The following is a 22,418-nucleotide window of genomic DNA, read 5'->3' on the forward strand; positions in this document are numbered from 1 at the left end:
TGTCTGATGGCCCGACTCCGTCGGGCGGCTGTGTTGGATTGGCCCGACTCCGTCGGGCGGCTCGGCCGCCTGTTAGTCGGCGGCTCGCGGGGCGGGTTGCGCCGATCGAAAAGCGTGATCGGCGAAACCCGCGCCGCGAACCGCCGACGCGGCTGTGTTGAATGGCCCGACTCCGTCGGGCGGCTCGGCCGCCTGTTAGTCGGCGGCTCGCGGGGCGGGTTGCGCCGATCGAAAAGCGTGATCGGCGAAACCCGCGCCGCGAGCCGCCGACGCGGCCTCGCGTGCGAGCGGCGGCGAGCAGGGGCGGGAGGGAGAGGGGGAGAGGCGCGAGGAGGGGTGAGGAGGGGTGAGGGGGTCAGGTTGGGGACACGCCGATGGCGAAGACGTGGAAGGTGCCGCCGGTTACCGATGTTGGCAGGGTTACGGATCGGATTTGCTTGGCTTGCAGGGTGATGGGCGCGGTGGCGAAGACGAAGACCTTGACCGGTTGCGACTCGCCGCTCGGGCTGTTGCGGTACGGCGTGGTGGCCACGACGCGGTTGTCGAACGACGGCGGTGTCGACGGGTTGCCGCCCAGCGCCCAGTCCGAGAAGCCGACCTCCGCCTTCTGCTCCGTGCCGTCCGCGTAGGTGATGGTGAGCGTCCCGGAGGACCGGCCGTTCGCGGCGCTGCCCAGCAGGCCGAGCCGCGCGCCGGTCGCGTTCAGCGTCACGGTCTGGCCGGACGCCGTGACGTTGTCCGGCTCGCCGACCGGCGACGTGGGCCACGAGTAGGTGATGCCGTCCCGGCTGACCGGCGCGCCCGGCGTCAACCCGGCCTTCGCCAGCGCGTCCCGCGAGTAGCTCCAGCCCTGCCCGTCGAAGTTGCCGCTCGCCTGCTGGTCGTCCGGCGAGGTGCCGGTGTTGTCGAACGCCGCCCGCAGGCTGCCCGGCTCGGCCACCAGCACCGAGATGGTGCTGCGCTGACCGTTGGAGAACGCGACCGGCACCCGGTGGGTCAGCTCCGCGGCGTCCGGCGCGACGGTGACGGTGACCCGCTCGCCCGCCTTCTCCCCCGGCGGCAGCGCGACCTGGCCGTGCGCCGGTGTCACGGTGAGGCCGGCCGGCGGCTGCGCGCTCCAGCCCACCTTGCCGCCCTGCCCGGAGAAGTCCTGCGCGCCGACGGTCACCGCGCCCGTGCCGCCGGCGGGCAGCACCAGCCGCCCCGGTTCGACGAAGCCCTGCTGCCCGACTTCACCGTCCCGGAAGGACGGTGGCGCGTCGGCCGGGCCCGTGCCCCAGGTGGTGGGCGTGACCGAGCGGCGGAACTCGACCGTGCCGCCGTTGGCCGCGAACGACTCGGGCAGCCACGTCCGGGTCTGCGCGCGGCCGTCGAGGGTCAGCTCCGCGACGTGCTCACCCGTGCCGGACGCCTTCACGACGATCGGCTTGCCGTTCGGCCGGGTGATGGTGACCTCGTCGAACAGCGGCGTGTTGACGACGAGTTCGGCGCGGCCGGGTATCACCGGGTACATGCCGAGCGCCGCCCACACGTACCAGGAGGACATCTGGCCGAGGTCGTCGTTGCCGACCAGGCCGTCGGGCCCGGGGCCGAACAGCTCGCCCATCGCCTTGCGCGCCACCGCCTGCGCCTTGGCCGGCGCGCCCGCCCAGTTGTAGAGCCACGGGGTGTGCATGGTCGGCTCGTTGCCGAGGAACGCGTGCGGCTCGTGCGGGCCCGCGTCCAGCTCGGTGAAGAAGAAGTCCAGCCGGTCGCGGACCTTCGCGTCGCCGCCCATCGCGGTGAACAGGCCGCGCGCGTTGTACGGCACCATCCAGGTGTACTGGGCGGCGTTGCCCTCCACCCAGTTGTCGGGGTTGCCGGGCGCGAACGGCTCGACGAACGACCCGTCCCGGTTGCGCGGCTGGGTGTACCCCGTGGCGGGGTTGAACACGTTCTGCCAGTACTGGGCCCGTTTCATGAACGCCTGCCAGGTCGCGCCGTCACCGAGGCGGCGGGCCAGCTGGGCGATGGAGAAGTCCGCGGTGGTGTACTCCAGCGTGGTCGAGGGCGCGCCCCACACGCCCTTCGCGCCCACCGGCACGTAGCCGAGGTCCTGGTACTCCGGGAGACCGGGTCGCTCCTCGTAGCCCTGCGTGGGCTGGGTCGCGCCGCGCAGCATCAGCAGCAGCGCCTTGGCGGCGTCGAAGTCCCTGGCCCCGAAGGCGTACGCGCTCGACACCATCACGTGGTAGGGGTCGCCCGACATCACGCCGGTGTAGCCGTTGGCCACGGTCCAGCGGTCCCACGAGCCGCCCTGCTCGGCGAACGCCACCATCGAGCGGACCATGTCCGCCGTTTCCCCCGGCGCCAGGAGGGAGAGCAGTTGCATCTCCGACCGGTAGACGTCCCACCCGGAGAAGTTGGTGTAGATCGCGTGGCCGTCGTCCGCCCGGTGGACGCGGCCGTCGAAACCCGGGTAGCGGCCGTCGACGTCGGAGAACACGTTGGGCTGCAACAGGGAGTGGTACAGCGCCGTGTAGAACGTCGTGCGCTGCGCGTCCGTGCCGCCGGTGGCCCGGACCTGCCCGAGCCGGTCGTTCCACGCCTGGCGGGCGACGGCGCGGACCGCGTCGAAGGACTTCCCCGCGCTCTCGGCGTCGAGGTTGGCGCGCGCACCGTCGACGGACACGAACGACAGGCCGACCCGCATCGTCACGTCGGGGTCGTCGAACGTCACGTAGCCGCCGCTGCCCGGACCCGACACGGTGGTGTCGCGGGTGGCGACCTCGCGCTGCTCGGTCTGCGCCGCGAGGGTCTTGCGCGCGTCGCCGGGCTCCCGGCGCGGCGAGCCGCCGCGCTCGCTGGTCCGACCGGGCGTGACCGCGCCGTTCTTCCACGTGCCGACGGAGGCGAACGGCTGGTCGAAGCGCGCGTGGAAGTAGACGCGGTAGCGGTGGTCCGCGCCGCAGAACCGGCCGCTGGTGGCCCACCCGCTGATGGTGCCGTCGCCGATGACGACCTCGGCGTCGTCCGCGCCCGCGATCGAGCCGGCGGTGTTGACCAGCAACGTCGAGGTCGCGCCGCCGGGGTAGGCGAACCGGCCGACGCCGGTCCGCTGGGTCACGCTCAGCTCCACCCGCGCGCCGCTGTCCAGCGTCACGCCGTAGTAGCCGGGCGTCGCGCTCTCCTTCGCGTGCGAGAAGGTGGACACGTACCGGTTGGGGTCGGCCGCGGGCGAGGTCGTCACCTCGCCGACGAACGGCATGATCGGGACGTCCTGGTAGGTCGAGCAGCCCGCGCCGGACAGGTGGGTGAGGCTGAAGCCCTTGATCCGGTTGTCCTGGTAGTAGTAGCCGCCGTGCTGGCGGGTCACCGTGTCGGGGCTCCACTGCACCATGCCGAACGGCACGTCCGCGCCGGGGAAGGTGTTGCCCGCCCCGCCGCCGGTGCCGTGGTCGGGCCCGCCGGGCTGGGTGCCGACGAACGGGTTCACCCACCGCGCGAGGTCGTCCGGCTGGGCCTGGGCCGCGACCGGGTGGACCAGGGCCGCCGCCACGACCACCACCGCCGCCAGTGCTGTCTTCACGAGCCCTCCTCGGTGACAACGCTGTCCCTTACAACACGTGACTGCATACTTGCGGAGAGTGCGCGGGGTGCGTCAAGCCCGGGTGCGGGTGTTGTCTCGTTCCGGACAGTGCCGATCATTGACATCGCCGGGGCCCGGGTGTGTGATTCGGCGACCATGACAACGTTGTCCCCGAACGGCGCCGCGGGTGCCCGCAAAGTGCGGCGCGCCACGATGAACGACGTGGCGCGGCTCGCGGGCGTCAGCATCAAGACGGTCTCGCGGGTGGTGAACGACGAGGCGGGCGTGCACCCGGCGACCGCCGAACGGGTGCTGGCCGCGATCGACCAGCTGGGCTTCCGGCGCAACCTCAGCGCGCGCAACCTGCGCCGCGGCTCGTCCACCGGCACCATCGGGCTGGTGCTGGAGGACGTGGCCAACCCGTTCTACTCGGGCGTGACGCGGGCGGTGGAGGAAATCTCCCGGCTGCGCGGCAGGCAGGTGATCACCGGCTCGTCGGACGAGGACCCCGTGCGGGAACGCGAACTGGCGCTGGAGTTCTGCTCGCGCCGCGTCGACGGGCTGCTGATCGTGCCCGCCGGCCTCCAGCACGGCTACCTCGTGCCCGAGATGCGCGCGGGCACGCCGATCGTGTTCCTGGACCGCCCGGCGGGTGACGTCGTGGCGGACACCGTGCTGGTGGACAACGTCGGGGGCACGATGGAGGCCGTGCTGCACCTCGCGTCGTTCGGGCACCGCCGGATCGCGTTCCTCGGCGACGCGCCGGACATCTTCACCGCCAACGAGCGCCTGCGCGGCTACCGCGAGGGCTGCGTGCGCGCGGGCATCGGGTACCACGAGTCGCTGGTCGTGATGGGCCCGCACGACGCCGGGTCGGTGCGCCGGGCGCTGCACCACCTCGGGTGTGCGGCCGACCCGGCGACGGCGGTGGTCACCGGCAACAACCGGATCACCGTGCACGCGCTGCGCGCCCTGGCCGGCGCGGCGCGGCGGCCGGCCCTGGTCGGTTTCGACGACTTCGAGCTGGCCGACCTGCTGTCACCGCCGGTCAGCGTGATCGCGCACGACGCGAGCGCCCTCGGGAAGGCGGCCGCGGACCTGCTGTACGCCCGGTTGGACGGCGACGGCGCGCCGCCGCGCCGCGTGGTGCTGCCGGTGCGGTTGGTGGCACGTGGATCAGGGGAGGTTCGTGCGTGAGCAACCATCCGGTGGCGCTTCCGGCCAACCAGCCCGACCAGTTCTACCGGGGCGGCGCGGCCATCGCCGCGCTGCGCGGCGACCCCGCCGCGCGGCAGGGGCCCGAGGACTGGGTGGCGTCGACCACCACCCTGTTCGGGCAAGACGAGGCCGGCCTGTCCCGGCTGCCCGACGGGCGGTGGCTGCGCGACGCGGTGCGCGCGGACCCGGTGGCCTGGCTGGGCGACGCGCACGTGGCCGCGTTCGGGCCGGACACCGCGCTGCTGGTGAAGCTGCTCGACGCGGGCCAGCGGCTGCCGGTGCACTGCCACCCGTCGGACGCGTTCGCCGCCGAGCACCTGGCGTGCCGGCACGGCAAGACCGAGGCGTGGGTCGTGGTCGGCACCTCGGGCCCCGATCCCCTGGTGCACATCGGTTTCCGCGAGGACGTGCCCGCGCCGGTGATCGCCGACTGGGTGTCCACGCAGGACTCGGCCGCCATGCTGGGCGCGCTCAACGCGGTGTCGGTGAAGCCCGGTGACACGGTGTTCGTGCCCGCCGGGGTGCCGCACGCCATCGGCGAGGGCGTGTTCGTGGTGGAGCTCCAGCAACCGACCGACTTCTCCGTCACCCTGGAGTGGCGCGGCTTCCTGGCCGACCCGGACGCCTGGCACCTGGGGCTGGGCGGTGCGACGGCGCTGGCGTGCGTCGACCGCCGGGCCAAGCACGTCGAGGACCTCTTCACCCGCACCGGCTCGCGAGCCGCGCCCTCGGTGAACCTGTTGCGCGCCAAGGCCGATCCGTTCTTCCGGGCGGACCGCCTGCACGTGTCCGGCGCGCTGACCCTCGAACCGTCGTTCGCGGTGCTCGTGGTGCTGGAGGGCGAGGGCGTGCTGGACTCGCTCCCGCTGCGCCGGGGCAGCACGGTCGTCGTGCCGCACGCGGCCGGCGGGAGCGCGCTGACCGGCGACCTGGTCGCCGTGCGGTGCCGACCGCCGCTGCCGCCCAACCACGGGAGCTGACGTGGCCGATCCGCTGCTGGACGCCCGTGACCTGGTGAAGCGCTACGGCGGCGTCGAGGCGCTGCGCGGCGCGTCGTTCACCGCCAACGCGGGCGAGGTGGTGTCGCTGATCGGCGACAACGGGGCGGGCAAGTCGACGCTGGTGAAGTGCCTGTCCGGGGTCGAGCAGCCGGACTCGGGCACCGTCGTGTTCGACGGCGCGGAGGTCGCGCTGCCCACGCCGACGGCCGCGCGGGCGCTGGGCATCGAGACCGTCTACCAGGACCTGGCCGTCGCGCCGGACCTCGACCCGGCGGCGAACCTGTTCCTGGGCCGCGAGCTGCGCAAGCCGGGGCTGCTGGGCCGGTTGGGCGTGCTGGACAAGAAGGAGATGCGCCGGCGCGCCGCGGCGTCGTTCCGCGACCTGGGCGTGGCGCTGCAAAGCGTGGACGTGCCGATCGGGGCGCTGTCCGGCGGGCAGCGGCAGAGCGTGGCCGTGGCCCGCAGCGTCGTGTGGGCGAGCAGGCTCGTGTTCATGGACGAGCCGACCGCCGCGCTGGGCGTGGTGCAGCGGGAACGCGTGCTGGACGTGATCAGGCGCGTGCGCGACCAGGGCATGGCGGTGGTGCTGATCAGCCACAACATGCCCGAGGTGCTGGCCGTGTCGGACCGGGTGGAGGTGCTGCGGCTGGGCAGGCGGGTGGCGCGCTTCCGGGCCGCGGACACGACGGTGGAGGAGTTGGTCGGCGCGATGACCGGAGCCCTGTCGCAGGAGGACGCATGACACCGGACGTGCGGGAGCGGACCCTCGCGCAGCGCCTGCTCGGGGCGAACACGCTGTGGATCGCGCTGGTGCTGCTGGTGCTGGTCGCGGTGTTCGGCGCGCTCCGGCCGGACGCGGTGCTGACGACGTTCACCCTCCAGACGACGCTGGTCGAGACGGCGGTGCTGCTGGTGCTGTCGGTGGGCATGACGTACGTGATCATCACGTCCGGCATCGACCTGTCGGTGGGCTCGGTGCTGGTGTTCTCCGGCGTCACCTCCGCGATGACCATGAACTCGCTGCACGGCGGCGACGCCACCGGCGCCGGCTGGGGCACCGTCCTCATCGGACTGGTCGTCGCGCTGGTCAGCGGCGCGGCGTGGGGCCTGCTCAACGGCCTGCTGGTGGCGAGGACCGGCATCCCGGCGCTGATCGTCACCCTGGGCACGTTCGGCGCGGCGCTCGGCGCGGGGCAGCTGATCTCCAACGGCTCCAATGTCAGCGGCGTGCCTGCCGTGCTGAGCGACAACCTCGGCACCGGCACCTGGTTCGGCGTGCCCAACCTGGTGATCCTGGCCGCCCTGGTGACGGCCGTCGGCGCGCTCGTGCTCGGCACGACGCGGTTCGGCCGCCACACCTACGCGATCGGCTCCAACGAGGAGGCCGCGCGGCGGGTGGGCATCGGCGTGACCGGCCACCTCGTCAAGGTCTACCTGCTGGCGGGCACGCTGGCCGGCCTGGCCGGGTTCATGGCCCTGGCGTACTTCCGGGTCGCGTCCATCACCGGGCACGACACGGACAACCTGAACGCCATCGCGGGCGTGGTGCTCGGGGGCACCAGCCTGTTCGGCGGCACCGGGTCGGTCGTCGGCACGGTGCTGGGCGTGTTCATCCCCGCCGTGCTGCGCAAGGGTTTCGTGATCGTCGGCGTGAACGTGTACTGGCAGCCGATCGCGGTGGCCGTCGTGCTGGTCGCGGCGGTGTGGTTCGACCAGTCACGACGAAGGGCGCGCAATCGGCGCTGAGGCGAAAGGTGCGGGAGACATGTCAACGAGGACAGTTGCCCTGCTGGGGGCGGCGCTGCTGCTGGCCGGGTGCGGTGGCGGCGGGCAGATCGGCGACACCGGCGGCTCCGGCGACGGCAAGCGGATGGTGCTGATACCCGGCGCCGCGGCCGAGCCGTTCTACATCTCGATGGAGTGCGGGTTCCGCGAGGCGGCCGGCGCCAAGGGCTACGCGGTGGACGTCCAGGCGCCCGCGAAGTTCGACTCCACCCTCCAGACCCCGATCGTGACCGGTGTGCTGGCGAACAAGCCGGGCGCGGTGCTCATCGCGCCGACCGACGACAAGGCGATGGCCGGCCCGATGAAGCAGCTCAAGGACGCGGGCATCAAGGTCGTCGAGGTCGACACCAAGCTGGAGGACACGTCCGTCGCCGTGTCCACCGTGTCGTCGGACAACGAGCAGGGCGGCCGGCTCGCCGCGCAGACGCTCGCGCAGCTCGTCGGCGACAAGTCCGGTTCGGTGCTCGTGCTCAACACCAAGGCGGGCACGTCGACCACGGACGCCCGCGCCAAGGGGTTCGAGGACGAGGTCGTGAAGCACCCCAACCTGAGGTACGTCGGCCAGCAGTACACCGACAACGAGCCGGACCAGGCCGCGTCCAAGCTGACCGCGACCCTGGCCGCGAACGCCGACCTGATCGGCGTGTTCGCGACGAACCTGAACACCGGCGAGGGCGCGTCCACCGGCCTGCGCAACGCGGGCCGGACCGGCTCGGTCAACCTGGTCGGGTTCGACGCGAGCCCCAAGCAGGTGGAGGACCTCAGGGCGGGCGTGGTGCAGGCCCTGATCGCGCAGGACCCGGCCACCATCGGCCGCACCGGTGCCGAGCAGGCGATCGCGGCGCTCGAAGGCGGTGACGTCAAGCGCGACATCGAGACGAACCTGGTCGCGATCACCCAGGCCGACCTCCAGGCGAAGGAGAAGTACTTCTACAAGCAGAAGTGCTGACCGCGCGGGGACCGGGCCGGCTCAGGCGTCCAGGTACTTGTTGGCCAGCTCCGAGTACTCCTTCTCCAGGTCGTCGGCCAGGTACGCCACGTACGCCCACGGGACGTCGTGCACGTGGTCGCGCATCCCGAGCAGGTGGCGGCGGGCTCGCGGCGCGTCGTCGGCCAGCGCGAACGCCGCCGCGAACAGGTTGTGCGCCTGGAGCGAGCGGGGGTGCGGGCGCGCCGGCGACGCGTCCCACTTGTCCGCCGCCACCGCGATCTCCTCCCGCACGCGGCTGAAGTAGCGCAGCTTGAGCGTGGCGATCTTCAACGCGCTGCGCGCCTGCACGGCGTCCTCGAACTGCTCCAGGAAGATCTCGAAGTGCGCCAGCGGCAGCATCGCGACCACCGGGTCGCCCGGTTCGGCCGCGTCCACGCTGCCGTGCGCGAACGCCATCATCTCCTCGGCGGACCCGCCCCACTTGGCGGCGAGGATCTGCAACCGCGTCCAGTGCGCGGGGTACAGCGACGGGGCGCGGGCCACGACCTCCCGCCACACCTCGTCCTTCTGGTCCCGGTCGACCTGGAGGCCGAGCCCGGCGGTCTGGAGCTGCGCCCACGGGACCGCGTCGCGCGGCAGCAGCTTGGCCGCCTCGTGCAGCGGCCCGACGGCCTTGCGCAGCGTGCCGAAGAACACCTTGAACCGGTCCTTGCCGACCCCGTCCGCCCGCCCCGAGCCCCGGATCGCCCACGCCTCGCGGATGAACGCCGTGCCCGCGAGCAACCACAGGTCCGGGTCGGTGTTGGTCTTGGCCAGCTCCAGCAGCTCGTCCGCGTGCCCGATGGCGTGCTCGCCGAGCACCTCGACGCGCAGCGCGCGCACCTCCGGCTCGTCCCGGCACTCGGCGAGCACGGTGGTGGCCGCCCTCAGGTGCCCGGCGTCCATCTCCTCGGCCGCGATGTCCAGGATCGCGTCGTCGTACGTGTGATCCCGCACCACCTCACGGGCTACCGCGGCAGGCCGCTTCCTCCGGAAAATCCCCACCCTGCCGACCTTACTTTCCCGAGGCGCCGTCCGGCCTAGTGCTTTCGTAGACCCGAACACCACTCTTTGTGTGGTTGTCACCGCCCCCTCCGCACCGATGAGGTGGTGGGCACGACCGGAGGGGAATCCATGCGAAGACTGGTAGTAGCCGTGTCCACCGCCGTGCTGGCGGCGACGTTACCCGCGCAGGCCTTGGCCGAAGGACGGGACCAGAGCACGAGCCCGCACTTCACGCAGACCATCGCGTGGGGCCCGTGCACCGACCTGGACGCGCCGACCCTGGAGTGCGGCACGTACCGCGCGCCGCAGGACTGGCGCTCGCCGCGCGCGGGCAAGGACATCACGATCGCCGTCAGCCGCCTCAGGCCCAAGAGCGGCCAGGCCAGGGGCAGCGTCCTGACCAACCCCGGCGGCCCCGGCGGCCCCGGCAGGCTCCTGCCGAGGATCTACGAGGGCCGCGCCAAGCTCGTGGACAACTTCGAGGTCATCGGCATCGACCCGCGCGGCACCGGCGCCAGCACCAACGTCACGTGCGCGAACTTCGACTTCCGCGCACTGGCCGACCCGCGCGACCGCAGCCGGGAGAACGTCGAGCTGGTCTACGACGCGGCGGCGCTCCAGGCGGCGGCCTGCCAGCGCCACAGCGGCGAGTTCGGCAAGGTCGTCAACACCGAGCAGACGGTCAAGGACCTCGACCTCCTGCGCCACCTGCTCGGCCGCGAGAAGATCAGCTGGATCGGCTACTCCGGCGGCACCTGGATGGGCGCGTACTACGCGACCTACTTCCCGGACCGCGTGGACAAGTTCGTGCTCGACTCGAACACCGAGTTCACGACCACGTTCCAGGACATCTTCGACGAGTTCGGCCGGGGCTTCGAACGCCGCTTCCGCGTCGACTTCCTGCCCTGGGTCGCCAAGCACGACGACGTCTACCACCTGGGCAAGACCGCCGAGCAGGTGCGGCTGAAGTACGAGGAGACGCGCGCCAGGCTGGCGGAGCACCCGGTGCCGCTGCCCGACGGCCAACTCGTCAACGGCGTGGTGCTGGACTTCATCCTGGTGCAGGCGCAGTACAGCAAGCAGCTGTTCCCGACCACGGCGAGCACCTTCGCCCAGCTCAGCCAGGCGTCCACGACCAGCGCCGCGGCGGCCGTCGACGTGCGCTACCCGGACGCGCCGTCGGCGACCCTGTACTCCGTCACCTGCAACGACACGAAGTTCAAGGGCGGCCGCGCCTACCTGGCACGGGAGGCGGAACGCCTCGGCAGGCAGTACCCGCTGATCGGGTACTACCAACTGCTGGCCCCGTGCGCGTTCTGGGACCGACCGGCCCTGCGCCTCAAGACGCCGACCGGGGAGAACGTGCCGCCGGTGCTCATGGTGCAGTCGGTGCGCGACCCGGCGACCCCGGTGGAGGGGGCGCGGCGGGCCCATGAGAAGTTCGCCAACTCCCGCCTCCTCACCGTGACCGACGAGGGTGACCACGGCATCTACGGCTTCGGCAACAGCTGCGTGGACGACCTGGTCGAGTCCTTCATCGTCGACGGCAAGGTCCCGCCGAACGACCTGACCTGCCCCGGAACCCCGCTCCCCGAACCGACGTCGACCTTCGACACCACCAACACCGCCGTCATCAACGGCTGGCTGTAACACCCACGCAGCCCGCCGGGCACACCCCTGGCGGGCTGCGTGTCATCCCCGTACGGCCTGCCCGCAGGGCAACCACGCTCGTCAGAGGGGCGCAAGCACGCTTCACCGCTTGCGCCCCTCTGACGAGCGTGGTGGTCTTTGACAGGTCGTACGGGGATGACACGCAGCCACAAAGCTTTCAAGCGAAGCTTGAAAGCTTTGCCCCCATCCTTGGTGGCCTGCCCAGCGGCGAGCGCCCTTCTTTAAGCTTTGACCCGCTAAAACCGATGAGCTTCCGTGCTGATCTCAGCCGAAAGAAAAAGAAGCGCTCGCCGCTGGGCAGACCTCCGGGGAGGAAAAGCTTTAAAGGCGTCGTGTTCTCCCCGCATGGCATGTCAAAGACCACCACAGTCGGTCAGGGGGCGCAAGCGGTGAAGCGTGCTTGCGCCCCCTGACCGACTGTGGTTGCCCTGCGGGCAGGCCATACGGGGAGAACACGAGACCAGAAGTCTGTGCTGCGCGGTGCTGTGTGCCCGGATCTGTGCTGCGCGGTGCGGTGGGCCTGGGTCTGTGCAGCGGTGTTGGTCAAGTGCCGATGATGCCGCTTTGGCGACGGCGGGCCGCGTAGACGCCGGCTTCCGTGCGCCGGTCGAAACCCAGTTTGTGGAGCAGTGAGGAGACGTAGTTCTTCACCGTCTTCTCCGCCAGGTAGAGCCGCTGCGCGATCTGCCGGTTGGTCAGGCCCTCGGCGATCAGGTCGAGGATCCGCCGTTCCTGCGGGCTCAGCGCCGCGTACCGGGGATCTTCCACCGGCCCGCCGCGCAGGCGCTGCAACACCGTCGCGGTGACGCCGGAGTGCAGCAGCGAACCGCCGGCGGCCAGGGTGCGGATCGCCGAGACGAGGTCGTTCCCGGACACCTGCTTGAGCATGTAGCCCGCCGCGCCGGCCATGATCGCCCCGAACAGCGCCTCGTCGTCCGAGTACGACGTGAGCATCAGGCACGCCGGGGGCGGTTGGACCGTCGAGCGGATCTCACGGCACACGGTGACGCCGTCGCCGTCGGGCAGCCGCACGTCGATCACGGCCACGTCGGGCCGGTGCTCGGCCGCCGCCGCCACCGCCGCCGAAGCGCTCTCCGCCTCGCCGACGACCTCGATGTCCGCTTCCACGTCGAGCAGTTGGTGGAGGCCGCGTCGCACGATCTCGTGATCGTCGACGAGCAGCACCGAGATGGTCATGAGCCCCTCCGCTACCCCGATACCAACGGCACGGTCCACGTCACCGTCACGCCCTTGCCCGCTTCCGACCGCACTTCGCAACCACCGTCCCACCGCGCGGCCCGCGCGGCCATGTTGACCAGGCCACCGGTGTGCCGTGCGCCGTTGGCGGGCAGGCCGTCGCCGTCGTCGGACACGACCAGGTGCAGCTCGGTCGCCTCGCGGTCGACCATCACCCGCACGTCCACCCGCTTCGCCGACGCGTGGCGGGCCGCGTTGGCGAGGGCTTCCCGCAGCGTCGCCAGCAGGTCCGGTCGCACGTGGTCGGGCACCAGCGAGTCGACGGGACCGTCGGTCGTCAGCGCCGGCTCGAAACCCAGCAGGCGGCTCGAATCCTGCACCACCCGCAGCAGTTGCGCGCGCAGGCTCGCCGAGTCCGCCTGCGACTCCTGGAGCGAGAAGATGGTCCGCCGTATCTCGCGGATCGTCAGGTCGACCTCGGTGACGAAGTCGGCGAGCCGGTCCGCGACGAGCGGCTGCTCGACGAGCCCGTTGAGGCTCTGCAACCCGAGCCCCAGGCCGAACAGCCGCTGCACGACGAGGTCGTGCAGGTCGCGCGCGATGCGGTCGCGGTCCTCCAGCACCGCGAGCCGCCTGCCCGCGCCGGTGGCCCGCGTGAACTCCAGGATCAGCGCCGCCTGCCGGGCGAACGACTCGACCAGCGCGACGTCCGACGCGTCGAACGGGCGGTTGTCGCGCGAGCGCGCCACCATCAGCACGCCCAGGACGCGCTGGCCGGCGGCCAGCGGCACGACCACGACCGGTCCGATCCGGTCGAAGTGGCCGGGCAGCCCGTCCAGCACCTTGGTCTTGCCGGTCGCGTACACCTCCCGGCTGGCGCTGCCCTCGCGCGACACGGTGAACCCGCGCAGCTCGCCGTCCATGACGCGCACGGCCAGCTCGCCCTGCGCGTCGGGCAGCGCGAGCACGGCGTTCACGCCGTCGGCGGCCAGCCGGGCGCGGACGGCGACGAGCCGCAGCGCGTCCCGGTCCGGTGTGCCGGTGAGCAGCGCGTTCGTGACCTCGTTGGACGCGCGCAGCCACACCTCGCGCTGGCGGGACTGCTCGTAGAGGCGGGCGTTCTCGATCGCGATGCCGGCCGCCGCCGCGACGGCCACGACCACCTCCTGGTCCGCGCGCGTGAAGTCGGCCCCGTCCTGCTTGTCGGTCAGGTAGAGGTTGCCGAACACCTCGCCCCGCACGTGGACGGGCACGCCCAGGAACCCCGGCGCGGACGGGTCGAACGCGACGCCCTCGAAGTCGGTGTGCTGCCGCTCGGCGCCGTAGGTGAACTCCAACAGCTGCCGGTTGGGCCCGACCACGGCCAGCGCGCCGTACCGCGCGCCGACCAGGGTGCACGACGACTCCACGATGCGGCGCAGCACGTCCGGCAGCGACAGGTCGCTCGCGAGCGACACGACCGCGCCGAGCAGCCGGTGCATCCGTTCTCGGGAGCCGGCCACCTCGGCCGTCCGGTCGGTCAGCTCGCGCAGCAGCCCGTCCAGGCGGGTCGCGTTCGGGTCCGGGGAGCCAGGCAACCGTTCCACCCCTCGCAGCGGGAGTACCCGAGGTTATCGCCTCCGGTCACGGGATGCGACGACCGGACAGGACCTCCAGGGCGACCCGCAGGTAATGGTCCCGGTCGGTCACGCCGCGTGACGGGAGCGGCAGGTCGCGCAGCCTGGTCAGCAGGGCTTCGTCACTCACCTCGGTGACATGTCCGACCGCCATCACCGACCACCCCTTCGACAGGTCCGGTCGCACGTCGTCGATCTGGAACGCCACGATCGTGTCCCGCGCGACCAGCGTCTTGCTGCCTTCGGGCACCCTCAGCACCACCGACTCGCCGTCCAGCGCGTAGACGACGGGGTGCACCATCGGCAGTGCGCGGTCGGTGAAAACGAGCCTCCCGACCGCTGTCGTGGCCAGCAGTTCCAGGCACTCCTCGCGGGAGAGCACCTGGAGCCCAGCGGAGTCGTACATCGCACCTCTTATCCCCCAATTGCCGGACCAAATCGTTCTGCTCCGTGATCGCGCTGCCTAGAGGCGGAAGACCTGTGTTGGATGGCCGCTGCTCCGCAGACGGCGGCTCGGTCGCCTGGAAGTCGACCCATCGCGCCTGATTCCCCGCCGATCGAAGAGCGTGATCGGCGGGGAATGAGGCGCGACAGGTCGACGCGACCTCGCGTGGGGCCGGTGGGGTGACGGGTGAGAGGGAGGCCAGGTGGGGGAGGGCGGCCGGGGGGAGGGAGGCGGCGGGGGGCTGGGGAAGCGGCCGAACGGGGCGTCAGGTGGTCAGGGCGGTGATCAGGTGGTCGGCTGCGGTGTAGGGGTCGAGGGTGCCGGTTGCCACCTGTTCGGCCAGGCGGGTGGCTGCGGTACCGGCTTGCCCGGTGCCGAGCCTCGAACGGAGGGTGTTGAGGGCGATGGCCTCGATCTCGCCGGCTGCGCGGCGTGCTCGTCGGCGCGGCAGTTCGCCGCGGTCGCGCAGGTGGGCGTGGTGCGCGTCGAGGGCCGCCATGACGTCGTCGATGCCCTCCGCGCGGGCCGCCACCGCCTTCACCACGGGAGGCCGCCAGCCGGCGTCGGCGCGCTCGCGGCGGCCCAGTGAGATCACGTGCTTGAGGTCGCGCGCCGTGGCGTCCGCGCCGTCCCGGTCGGCCTTGTTCACCACGAACACGTCGGCGACCTCCAGGATGCCCGCCTTGGCCGCCTGGACGCCGTCGCCCATGCCGGGCGCGAGCAGCACCACGGTGGTGTCGGCCAGCGACACGACCTCCACCTCGGACTGCCCCACGCCGACGGTCTCGACCAGCACCACGTCGCAGCCGGCCGCGTCCAGCACGCGCAGCGCCTGCGGCGTGGCCCACGACAGCCCGCCCAGGTGGCCTCGGGTGGCCATCGACCGGATGAACACGCCGGGATCGGTGGCGTGCTCGCCCATCCGCACCCGGTCGCCCAGCAGCGCACCGCCCGAGAACGGCGACGACGGGTCGACCGCCAGCACGCCGACCCGCTCGCCCCGGTCCCGGTAGGCGCGCACCAGCGCCGAGGTGGACGTCGACTTGCCCACGCCCGGTGCGCCGGTCAACCCGATGACCCGCGCGTGCCCGGTGAACGGCGCGAGCGCCCGCGCGACCTCGCGCAACCGCGGACTGGCGTCCTCGACCAGCGAGATCAGCCTGGCGACCGCGCGCGGCTGGCCCGCACGCGCGCGGTCGACCAGGTCCGGGACGTCGACGGTGCGCGTCACACGCCTAGACCTTCGGGACGCGCACGATCAGGGCGTCGCCCTGACCACCGCCGCCGCACAGGGCGGCGGCGCCCACGCCGCCACCGCGGCGCTTCAGCTCCAGCGCGAGGTGCAGCGCGAGCCGGGCGCCCGACATGCCGATCGGGTGACCCAGGGCGATCGCGCCGCCGTTGACGTTGACCTTGTCCTCGGCGATGCCGAGCTGCCGGGTGGAGACGATGCCGACCGCGGCGAACGCCTCGTTGATCTCGACCAGGTCGAGGTCGGCGGGGTCGATGCCCTCCTTGGCGCACGCGGCCTTGATCGCGTTCGCGGGCTGCTCGTGCAGGCTGGCGTCCGGGCCGGCGACGACGCCGTGCGCGCCGATCTCGGCCAGCCACGTCAGGCCCAGCTCCTCGGCCTTGGCCTTGCTCATCACGACCACGGCCGCCGCGCCGTCGGAGATCTGCGACGCCGAGCCGGCCGTGATGGTGCCGTCGGCCGCGAACGCGGGGCGCAGCTTGGCCAGCACGTCGACGGTGGTGTCGCCGCGCACGCCCTCGTCCGTGTCGAACGTGATCGGGTCGCCCTTGCGCTGCGGGATCGCGACGGGCGTGATCTCCTCCGCGAACACGCCGTTCGCGGCGGCCTTGGCGGCGAGCTGGTGCGACCGGGCGGCGAACGCGTCCTGCTCCTCGCGCGTCACGCCGTGGCGTGCGTTGTGCTTCTCCGTGGACGCGCCCATCGCCACCTGGTCGAAGGCGCAGAACAGCCCGTCGAGGGCCATGTGGTCCTGGAGCGTGACGTCGCCGAACTTGTGCCCGCTGCGCGACTTGGGCAGCAGGTGGGGCGCCTGGGTCATCGACTCCTGGCCGCCCGCCACGACGACGTCGAACTCGCCCGCGCGGATCAGCTGGTCGGCGAGCGCGATCGCGTCGATGCCGGACAGGCACACCTTGTTGACCGTCAGCGCGGGCACGGTCATGGGGATGCCCGCGTGCACCGCCGCCTGGCGGGCCGGGATCTGGCCCGCGCCCGCGGTGAGCACCTGACCCATGATCACGTACTGCACCTGCTCGGGCGCGACGCCGGCCCGCTCCAGCGCCGCCTTGATCGCGACGCCGCCGAGCTGGGCGCCGGAGAAGTCCTTCAACGATCCGAGCAGTCGCCCCATCGGGGTACGGGCCCCGGCGACGATGACGGAACCGGACACATCGGCCTCCACGAGCATGTGTAAGCGGTTGTTAACTGGCTACGATACCCAGCGCTACTCGGGAGTAGCCGTGTGAGGCGCCGCACAGCCACCGCTGCACCGATTCGGCCGCTACTGTTCCCTGCCATGCAGGGAGAACTCCGCGGCTTCGTGACCGCCATCGACCACGTCGGCATCGCGGTGCCGGACCTCGACGCCGCGATCGCGTTCCACCGCGAGCACTTCGGCCTGGAGGTCGCCCACGAGGAGACCAACGAGGAGCAGGGCGTCCGGGAGGCGATGCTGCGCGCGCCCGGCGACGCGGGCGACGGCGCGGCCGTGCAGCTGCTCGCGCCGCTGACCCCGGAGTCGACCATCGCCAAGTTCATCGGGCGCTCCGGGCCGGGTCTCCAGCAGCTCGCCTACCGGGTGTCCGATGTGGACGCCGCCGCCGAGGCGTTGCGGGCCAAGGGCCTGCGGTTGCTCTACGAGCAGGCGCGGCGCGGCACGTCCGGCAGTCGGGTGAACTTCGTCCACCCGAAGGACGCAGGCGGTGTGCTGGTCGAGCTGGTCGAGCCGGCGGGCGGCCACTGATCGGACGAGCCGGGCGCGCCGGACGGGTAACGGTGCCGGCGGCGATCGCCGAACCGGCCGGCGGTCACCGGAGCGCGGCGGCGACGAAGGACAGCTCGCGGTCCATCCGGTCGTCGCCCGGCGCGTGCCGGGCGACCGAGTGGCGGTAGCTCACCGCGTGGGCGACGAGCGCGGACGCGCTGTCCACGTCCTTCGCGGCCACGGCCGCGCCACCGGCGGCCAGGATCACCTGCCGGACCTGCGCCGCCACCAGCCGGTAGCGGGCGTGCAGCGCCTCCCGCACCGCCGCGTGCGTGTCCGCCTCCCGCCACAGCAGGTGGCTGAGCAGCGGTGAGGCGTCGAGCCGGGCGTCCAGCGCGGCCACCAGCCTGCGCAGGCTCTCGGCGATGTCGCCGACGACCACGACCCGGCGCGCGTCCACCGCGCCGTCCGGCAGGCGTCGCACGAGCGCGGTCAGCAGGTCCTGCTTGCGCCGGAAGTAGTAGTGCACGAGCCCCTTGGGCACCCCGGCGCGCTCGGCGACGCGCGACGTCGGCGTGGCGTCGAACCCCGCCTCGGCGAACAACTCCTCGGCCGCGCTCAGAATCCGTTCCCTGGCCGACGAGTTCCCTGCCAACGGTCGAACCTTCCTCGGTGCGGTGGGTGGTCACGAGGCCGCGCCGGTCGTCCGGACCGCTCCGCGTCGACCCTCGCGAGCGACGCGGCGCGACGCGGCGTGACGAGCGCCGAGCCGACGGACGACCGGCTCTCGGGCGGCCTCGCCGCCCCGGCGGCACCGGGACGGCGTGGTGCGGAGCGGTGCTACGCGGTGCCCGCCAGTCGCGAGTGCGCCGCGTTCGCCGCGGGCATGGCCATCGCACCGGCGACGACGGTGAGCACGCCACCGATCCACGACACCCACGACGCGCCCGTCAGGTCGCTGTAGCCGAGCACCCACGGCGAGATGAACAGCAGCGCGCCGAGGACCACCTGGAACCACTCGCCGAACACCATCGACGGGTTGGCGAGCGACGCGAAGCCGTCGACGGCGATCAGCGCGCCGAGCACGATCATCGTCCACATCGCCGCGGCGGACGTCTCGACCACGAGGGGCGAGAGCAGCACCGCCACCCCGATCACGACTTCCACCCAGTCCTGCCACCTGGTCCACGCCTTGGTCATGACCTGCACCTCCGTCCTGCACGTCGGACGCCCCCGATGCTCCGCTTGGTTGGCCGCCCGGTCAAGGCTGCCCGAACGGGAAGGCCGCCAGTGCGATGGCTCACAGGGGCGACTCTGAATCGGTTACCGATGGGTAACCTCCGGCATCCACGTGGACCTGCGTCCATCGCCGCTCATCCCGAGCACCCCTGAGCAGGGAGGGAACGCCGTGCAGAAGATCCTCGACGCGATCCTCGCCGACGAACTGGACGCGATCGGATCATTGGACGTGCCGGAGACCTACCGGGGCGTCACCGTGCACGCCGACGAGGTCGAGATGTTCCAAGGCGTCGCGACCAAGGACAAGGACCCGCGCAAGTCGCTCCACCTGGACGAGGTCCCCACGCCGGAGCTCGGGCCGGGCGAGGCGCTGGTCGCCGTGATGGCGTCCGCGATCAACTACAACACGGTGTGGACGTCGATCTTCGAGCCGATGTCGACGTTCGGCTTCCTCCAGCGGTACGGCCGCAGCGCGCCGGAAGCGGCCAAGCACGACCTGCCCTACCACGTGGTCGGCTCCGACCTCGCCGGCGTCGTGCTGCGCACCGGTCCGGGGGTGAACGCGTGGCGGCCCGGCGACCGGGTCGTCGCGCACTGCCTGGACGTCCAGCTGGAGCACCCGGACGGGCACGGCGACACCATGCTCGACCCGGAGCAGCGGATCTGGGGCTTCGAGACGAACTTCGGCGGCCTCGCCGAGATCGCGCTGGTCAAGGCCAACCAGTTGATGCCCATGCCCCGGCACCTCACCTGGGAGGAGGCCGCGTCGCCCGGTCTGGTGAACTCCACCGCCTACCGGCAGCTCGTGTCGACCAACGGCGCGAACCTGAAGCAGGGCGACACCGTGCTGATCTGGGGCGCGTCCGGCGGTCTCGGCTCGTACGCCACGCAGTTCGCCCTCAACGGCGGCGCGACGCCGGTCTGCGTCGTGTCCTCGCCGGAGAAGGCGGAGATCTGCCGGCGCATGGGCGCGGAGCTGATCATCGACCGGACCGCGGAGGGTTACCGGTTCTGGAAGGACGAGCACGAACAGGACCCGAAGGAGTGGAAGCGGCTCGGCGCGAAGATCCGGGAACTCACCGGCGGTGACGACCCGGACATCGTGTTCGAGCACCCCGGTCGGGAGACGTTCGGCGCGTCGGTGTTCGTCGCCAAGCGCGGCGGCACGATCGTCACGTGCGCGTCCACCAGCGGGTACCTGCACCAGTACGACAACCGCTACCTGTGGATGAACCTCAAGCGGATCATCGGGTCGCACTTCGCGAACTACCGCGAGGCGTGGGAGGCCAACCGCTTGATCGCCAAGGGCCGCATCCACCCGACACTGTCCAAGGTGTACTCGTTGGCGGACACCGGCCAAGCGGCGCACGACGTCCACCGCAACGCCCACCAGGGCAAGGTCGGCGTGCTGTGCCTCGCGCCGGAGGAGGGCCTGGGTGTCCTCGATCACGAACTCCGCGCGGAGCACCTGACCGGGATCAACCGTTTCCGGGGCGTGTAAAGAAGAACGTGTGGTCGTGCGGGTGGCAGGGTGCCACCCGCACCCCCGGAACGGGTAGCGTGACCCTCATGGGCCTCGCCGACGACCGTGACCTCGTCCCCCTGGGAACCGGCTTCGACATCGTCAAGCGCGGCTACGACCGCGCGCAGGTCGAGGACCACCTGGAGCGCCTCGACTCGGACCTGCGGCTGCTCGCGGCCGACCGGGACGCGGCGGTGTCGCAGACGAACGACCTGAGCCGCCAGCTGGAGGCCGCGCGCTCCGAGATCGCCGAGCTGCGCGGTCAGGTCGAGCGGCTGTCCCTGCCGCCCACGACGCTGGAGGGCCTGAGCGAACGCCTCCAGCGGATGCTGCGGCTGGCCCAGGACGAGGCGAACGAGATCAAGGCGCGGGCGGAGGCCGAGGGCGGCCACATCCGCGCGAAGGCCGAGTCGGACGCGGCCGTGCTGCGCACGCGGTACGAGAAGCTGATCGCCGACCTCGACCAGCGCCGCACCGAGATGGAGGCCGAGCACCGCGGCGTGCTGGAGACGGCGCGCGCCGAGGCCGAGCGCATCGTGGGCGAGGCGCGCGACACGGCGGCGAAGCTCGACGAGGAGTCCCAGCAGCGCAGGACCACCGTCGAGGAGGACTTCGAGATCGCGATGGCCGCGCGCCGCGTCGAGTCGATGAAGGTGCTCGCCGAGCAGGAGGCGTCCAGCAAGGCCGAGGCCGACCGCCGGGTGCGGGAGGCGGCCGAGGAGGCGGCGCGGGTGCGCGCCCAGATCGCGCAGGAGCAGGCGGCGTCGAACGCGGAGGCCCAGCGACTGGTGCGCGAGGCGACCGAGGAGGCGAACCGCCGCCGCCACGACTCGATCAGCGAGGCCACCGCGCGGGTCCAGGAGGCGACCGACGAGGCGAACCGCCGGGTGCGGGAGGCCACCGAGGAGTCGAACCGCCGGGTCACGCAGGCGGCGCAGAAGGTCGACGCCCTCAAGCAGCTCCGCAACCGGCTGTCGCAGCAGTTGCACGCGGTCCGGACGGCGCTGCACGAGGTCACGCCGCTGCTGGACCCGCTGGAGGAGGAGCGCGCCCCGGCTCAGAACCAACCGGCACAGAACCAGCCCGCGCAGAACCAGCCCGCGCAGCAGCAGCCCGCGCAGCAGCAGCCCGCGCAGCAGCAGGCGGGCCAGGCGCAGAACCGGCCCGCGCAGCACCAGCAGCAGCCCGCGCAGGGCCAGGCTCCCCAGAACCCGACGCCCCAGAACCCCGCGACCCAGAACCCGGCGACCCAGGGCCAGCCCGCGCAGCACCAGCCGACCGCGGAGCCGCAGGGCGCGACCCCGGCGGCCACCGGCAAGCAGGCGTCCGACGGCAAGCCGCAGGCCGCGCCGGACGGGCCGACCCAGAAGATCGCCCGCCCGAACCCGAAGAGCCGCACCGGCAAGCGCTGACCGCTGCGATCCCGCGCGCCGACCGCCGATCCCGCGCGCTGATCGGCGGTCCCGCGCGCCCACCGCCGGTCGCGCGCTACACGCCGACCCGCCGCCGCCAGTCGAGCACCGCCGCCGCAAACGCTTTCGGTGCTTCCAGCGGCGTCAGGTGCCCCACGCCGGGCAGCTCCGCGTACTCACCGCGCGGCACCACGTCGGCCAGTTCGCGGGCCACGGCGGGCGGCGTCAGCGCGTCCTCCGCGCCGACCAGCACCAGCGCGGGCACGTCCACCGCCGCCAGCACCGCGCGGGAGTCCGGCCGCCCGGCCATCGCCCGCTGCGTCCAGGCCACCTCCGCGGCGGGCTGGTCCAGGATCAGCGCGCGGGCCCGCGCCACCACGGCGTCCGACGGCGACGGCCCCAGCAGCCCCGGCAGCACGGCGTCCGGCACCCACCCGACGCCCTCGGCGAGCACCCGCTCGGCCATGACCAGCCGACCGGCGCGGGCTTCGTCGCCGTCGGCCGTGAACCGCGTGTCGGCGAGCACCAGCCCGGCCACCCGCGACGGCTCGCGCCTCAGCAGCGACATGGCGACGTACCCGCCGAGCGAGCAGCCGCCGAGCACCACCCGGTCGACACCGCGCCGGTCCAGGTCGCGCAGCACGTCGTCGGCCAGCACGCCCAGGTCGGGTTCCCGGCCCGCGCCGCGCAGGTCGGGCGTGAGCGGGTCCAGCTCCGCCCGCACGCCGTCCCACAGGCGGCCGTCGAACGGGAACGCGTGCAGCAGCACCAACGGTGAGAGGTCCATACCCGGAATTGTCGGTCCCCGTCGC

The 22,418-nt window shown here is 72.4% G+C and carries 19 protein-coding genes; 9 read left to right on the plus strand and 10 right to left on the minus strand.

What is annotated here, in order from left to right; translation table 11 throughout:
- Positions 1–355: 355 nt before the first annotated feature.
- Positions 356–3,568 (minus strand): GH92 family glycosyl hydrolase, encoded by a 3,213-nt coding sequence (locus C8E97_RS29630; protein ID WP_121008784.1) that lies wholly within the window; start codon positions 3,566–3,568, stop codon positions 356–358.
- 213 nt (positions 3,569–3,781) lie between these two features.
- Between C8E97_RS29630 and C8E97_RS29635 the strand changes: the two genes are divergently transcribed.
- The 5 genes from C8E97_RS29635 to C8E97_RS29655 are packed head-to-tail and all read left to right on the plus strand — an operon-like array spanning position 3,782 to position 8,521.
- Entirely contained in the window at positions 3,782–4,765 is a 984-nt protein-coding gene (locus tag C8E97_RS29635) for a LacI family DNA-binding transcriptional regulator (RefSeq protein ID WP_121012693.1), read from the plus strand.
- On the plus strand, positions 4,762–5,766 hold the full coding sequence (locus tag C8E97_RS29640; RefSeq protein WP_121008786.1) for a class I mannose-6-phosphate isomerase: 1,005 nt from the start codon (positions 4,762–4,764) through the stop codon (positions 5,764–5,766). The genes C8E97_RS29635 and C8E97_RS29640 overlap by 4 nt, the downstream gene beginning before the upstream one ends.
- A gap of 1 nt (position 5,767) precedes the next feature.
- Positions 5,768–6,529: an ATP-binding cassette domain-containing protein gene (locus C8E97_RS29645; RefSeq protein ID WP_121008788.1), complete on the plus strand. Its 762-nt coding sequence runs from the start codon at positions 5,768–5,770 to the stop codon at positions 6,527–6,529.
- Positions 6,526–7,533: an ABC transporter permease gene (locus C8E97_RS29650; protein ID WP_121008790.1), complete on the plus strand. Its 1,008-nt coding sequence runs from the start codon at positions 6,526–6,528 to the stop codon at positions 7,531–7,533. Before C8E97_RS29645 ends, C8E97_RS29650 begins: the two co-directional genes overlap by 4 nt.
- A gap of 19 nt (positions 7,534–7,552) precedes the next feature.
- Positions 7,553–8,521, plus strand: a complete 969-nt coding sequence (locus C8E97_RS29655) for an ABC transporter substrate-binding protein (protein ID WP_121008792.1) — start codon at positions 7,553–7,555, stop codon at positions 8,519–8,521.
- Positions 8,522–8,542: 21 nt separating this feature from the next.
- Here C8E97_RS29655 and C8E97_RS29660 read toward each other — a convergent pair whose 3' ends face one another.
- The gene (locus C8E97_RS29660) at positions 8,543–9,499 is read right to left on the minus strand and encodes a hypothetical protein (RefSeq protein WP_246019261.1); all 957 of its coding nucleotides are present in this window, start codon (positions 9,497–9,499) and stop codon (positions 8,543–8,545) included.
- Between the two features lie 240 nt (positions 9,500–9,739).
- On the opposite strand from C8E97_RS29660, the gene C8E97_RS29665 reads away from it, so the two are divergent.
- Entirely contained in the window at positions 9,740–11,197 is a 1,458-nt protein-coding gene (locus C8E97_RS29665) for an alpha/beta hydrolase (protein WP_246019262.1), read from the plus strand.
- Between the two features lie 564 nt (positions 11,198–11,761).
- Here C8E97_RS29665 and C8E97_RS29670 read toward each other — a convergent pair.
- From C8E97_RS29670 to C8E97_RS29690, 5 genes are all read right to left on the minus strand, one after another.
- Complete coding sequence (locus tag C8E97_RS29670; protein WP_121008798.1) at positions 11,762–12,415, minus strand: response regulator; 654 nt, start codon at positions 12,413–12,415, stop codon at positions 11,762–11,764.
- Positions 12,416–12,426: 11 nt separating this feature from the next.
- Positions 12,427–13,992: a GAF domain-containing sensor histidine kinase gene (locus C8E97_RS29675; RefSeq protein ID WP_121012696.1), complete on the minus strand. Its 1,566-nt coding sequence runs from the start codon at positions 13,990–13,992 to the stop codon at positions 12,427–12,429.
- Between the two features lie 46 nt (positions 13,993–14,038).
- Positions 14,039–14,437, minus strand: coding sequence for a pyridoxamine 5'-phosphate oxidase family protein (locus C8E97_RS29680; RefSeq protein WP_121008800.1), 399 nt, complete (start codon positions 14,435–14,437; stop codon positions 14,039–14,041).
- A gap of 304 nt (positions 14,438–14,741) precedes the next feature.
- On the minus strand, positions 14,742–15,707 hold the full coding sequence (gene meaB / locus C8E97_RS29685; RefSeq protein WP_121008802.1) for a methylmalonyl Co-A mutase-associated GTPase MeaB: 966 nt from the start codon (positions 15,705–15,707) through the stop codon (positions 14,742–14,744).
- A gap of 4 nt (positions 15,708–15,711) precedes the next feature.
- Positions 15,712–16,899, minus strand: coding sequence for an acetyl-CoA C-acetyltransferase (locus C8E97_RS29690; protein WP_121012699.1), 1,188 nt, complete (start codon positions 16,897–16,899; stop codon positions 15,712–15,714).
- 126 nt (positions 16,900–17,025) lie between these two features.
- Between C8E97_RS29690 and mce the strand changes: the two genes are divergently transcribed.
- Positions 17,026–17,472, plus strand: coding sequence for a methylmalonyl-CoA epimerase (gene mce / locus C8E97_RS29695; RefSeq protein WP_121008804.1), 447 nt, complete (start codon positions 17,026–17,028; stop codon positions 17,470–17,472).
- A 64-nt stretch (positions 17,473–17,536) separates the two neighbouring features.
- Here mce and C8E97_RS29700 read toward each other — a convergent pair whose 3' ends face one another.
- Both C8E97_RS29700 and C8E97_RS29705 read right to left on the minus strand, forming a co-directional pair.
- Positions 17,537–18,088: a TetR/AcrR family transcriptional regulator gene (locus tag C8E97_RS29700; protein WP_121008806.1), complete on the minus strand. Its 552-nt coding sequence runs from the start codon at positions 18,086–18,088 to the stop codon at positions 17,537–17,539.
- A 185-nt stretch (positions 18,089–18,273) separates the two neighbouring features.
- Positions 18,274–18,633 carry an SPW repeat protein gene (locus tag C8E97_RS29705; protein ID WP_121012702.1) on the minus strand — a complete coding sequence of 120 codons (360 nt, stop codon included), beginning with the start codon at positions 18,631–18,633 and terminating at the stop codon, positions 18,274–18,276.
- Between the two features lie 208 nt (positions 18,634–18,841).
- Between C8E97_RS29705 and ccrA the strand changes: the two genes are divergently transcribed.
- Both ccrA and C8E97_RS29715 read left to right on the plus strand, forming a co-directional pair.
- Positions 18,842–20,173 (plus strand): crotonyl-CoA carboxylase/reductase, encoded by a 1,332-nt coding sequence (ccrA, locus tag C8E97_RS29710; protein WP_121008808.1) that lies wholly within the window; start codon positions 18,842–18,844, stop codon positions 20,171–20,173.
- A gap of 68 nt (positions 20,174–20,241) precedes the next feature.
- Complete coding sequence (locus C8E97_RS29715; RefSeq protein WP_121008810.1) at positions 20,242–21,606, plus strand: coiled-coil domain-containing protein; 1,365 nt, start codon at positions 20,242–20,244, stop codon at positions 21,604–21,606.
- Between the two features lie 76 nt (positions 21,607–21,682).
- On the opposite strand, the gene C8E97_RS29720 is transcribed toward C8E97_RS29715, so the two are convergent.
- Positions 21,683–22,393 (minus strand): alpha/beta fold hydrolase, encoded by a 711-nt coding sequence (locus C8E97_RS29720; protein WP_121008812.1) that lies wholly within the window; start codon positions 22,391–22,393, stop codon positions 21,683–21,685.
- Between the last annotated feature and the right edge of the window lie 25 nt (positions 22,394–22,418).

The organism is Saccharothrix australiensis, assembly GCF_003634935.1.
In the GTDB taxonomy this organism is placed as follows: Bacteria; Actinomycetota; Actinomycetes; order Mycobacteriales; family Pseudonocardiaceae; genus Actinosynnema; species Actinosynnema australiense.

What these genes read in the sequence shown, in the direction of transcription:
- C8E97_RS29720 (WP_121008812.1), bottom strand. Translation starts at nt 22,393, where the DNA reads ATGGACCTCTCACCGTTGGTGCTGCTGCACGCGTTCCCGTTCGACGGC.
- C8E97_RS29680 (WP_121008800.1), bottom strand. Translation starts at nt 14,437, where the DNA reads ATGTACGACTCCGCTGGGCTCCAGGTGCTCTCCCGCGAGGAGTGCCTG.
- C8E97_RS29715 (WP_121008810.1), top strand. Translation starts at nt 20,242, where the DNA reads ATGGGCCTCGCCGACGACCGTGACCTCGTCCCCCTGGGAACCGGCTTC.
- C8E97_RS29670 (WP_121008798.1), bottom strand. Translation starts at nt 12,415, where the DNA reads ATGACCATCTCGGTGCTGCTCGTCGACGATCACGAGATCGTGCGACGC.
- C8E97_RS29655 (WP_121008792.1), top strand. Translation starts at nt 7,553, where the DNA reads ATGTCAACGAGGACAGTTGCCCTGCTGGGGGCGGCGCTGCTGCTGGCC.
- C8E97_RS29650 (WP_121008790.1), top strand. Translation starts at nt 6,526, where the DNA reads ATGACACCGGACGTGCGGGAGCGGACCCTCGCGCAGCGCCTGCTCGGG.
- C8E97_RS29705 (WP_121012702.1), bottom strand. Translation starts at nt 18,633, where the DNA reads ATGACCAAGGCGTGGACCAGGTGGCAGGACTGGGTGGAAGTCGTGATC.
- C8E97_RS29635 (WP_121012693.1), top strand. Translation starts at nt 3,782, where the DNA reads ATGAACGACGTGGCGCGGCTCGCGGGCGTCAGCATCAAGACGGTCTCG.
- mce (WP_121008804.1), top strand. Translation starts at nt 17,026, where the DNA reads ATGCAGGGAGAACTCCGCGGCTTCGTGACCGCCATCGACCACGTCGGC.